Annotated in this window: 2 protein-coding genes; both read left to right on the top strand. The window is 67.4% G+C overall.

Translation table 11 applies throughout. The annotated features are described in order from the left end of the window. A partial coding sequence (locus D7Y04_RS42440) for a hypothetical protein (RefSeq protein WP_217277956.1) occupies positions 1 to 337 on the top strand: 337 nt, incomplete at its 5' end. Positions 338 to 672: 335 nt separating this feature from the next. Continuing rightward, positions 673 to 1,138 (top strand): condensation domain-containing protein (locus D7Y04_RS42435; protein ID WP_233601847.1); only part of this gene is annotated, 466 nt, incomplete at its 3' end.

Here is a 1,138-nt window from a genome sequence, read left to right as displayed (position 1 = left end):
AGGACTCCGGGTGCGCATCCTCGACGCGCAGTCCGGCCCGGCCCAGCTGCGTGCCCTCTTCAACGTCTTCCGCGCCAACCTCTTCGCCCACGAGAAGTACGTGCCCCAGCCGTACGACGGCACCGCACTGCTGCTCAGCGCCAGCGAAGCCGCGGCCGATGTCCCGCGTCACCGCGGGTGGGAGCCCCTGGTGCGTGGAGGGCTGGAGGTGCACGACGTCCCCGGTGGCCACCACGCCCTGATGCAGGACCCGAACCTCGGATCCGTCATCGAGCGCCTGCGTGAGGCGCTCGCACGGGTCTCCGGCGCCGCGCCCCGGCAGTCCACGGGGAGCTGACTCCGGGGGTTGGAGTGGAGCGAGCCAGGGAGGAGACGCTGGGAGCAGGTCTCACCCCGGAGGACATCTGACGTCCTTGCCTCCCTGGCTTCGGGGAACCAGAACAATCCCGTAAATACTCGAATTCATTCGAGTGGGTGCTTATCCGCCCTCATGACAGGGGCGTCTTAGGCGGAATAATATCACCCATATGAATTTGACCCACCCTCGCGCTTCTTTGGGAAGAGCGGCGCAGGGAGTCAATCCGGCACCAGCAACACGCCCGAGTTTCGCGAGCGCCACGGCCTCCAGTGGTGCTCGTACGCAGTGGCGGCCCCCAGTGCGGAGTACACGAGATGAGCCACGAGCTGTCGAAGCGGATCGCGAACCTCTCGCCGGAAAAGCGCGCCGAGTTGCTCAAGAAGGTCGCCGCGCAGAAGGCCATCGCGGGCAATTCCGCGCAGGGCCTCATCCCGGTGCAGGACCGCACGCGCCCGCTGCCGCTGTCCTTCGCGCAGCAGCGCCTCTGGTTCATTGATCAGCTGCAACCCGGAACCTCTCTCTTCAACGTACCCATGGCGGTGCGCCTGGAGGGTGCACTCGACGTGGCCGTGCTGGAGCGCGCACTTCGAGAAGTCGTGCGCCGTCATGAGGTGCTGCGCACCACCTTTCGCGAGGACGTCTCTGGCCCCGTGCAGGTGGTGTCGCCGGAGCCGATGCTCACCCTGGAGCGCAAGGACCTCACGGGCTCGCCGACGGAAGAAGCGTGGCGCCTGGCGCGTGAAGCCGCGGCCCAGCCCTTCGACCTCGCGAAGGGCCCGC

This window comes from Corallococcus sp. AB038B (assembly GCF_003668955.1).
GTDB lineage: Bacteria > Myxococcota > Myxococcia > Myxococcales > Myxococcaceae > Corallococcus > Corallococcus exiguus.
Note: the sequence above shows the minus strand (reverse complement) of the source record. Positions and strands in the feature narration are given on the sequence as shown.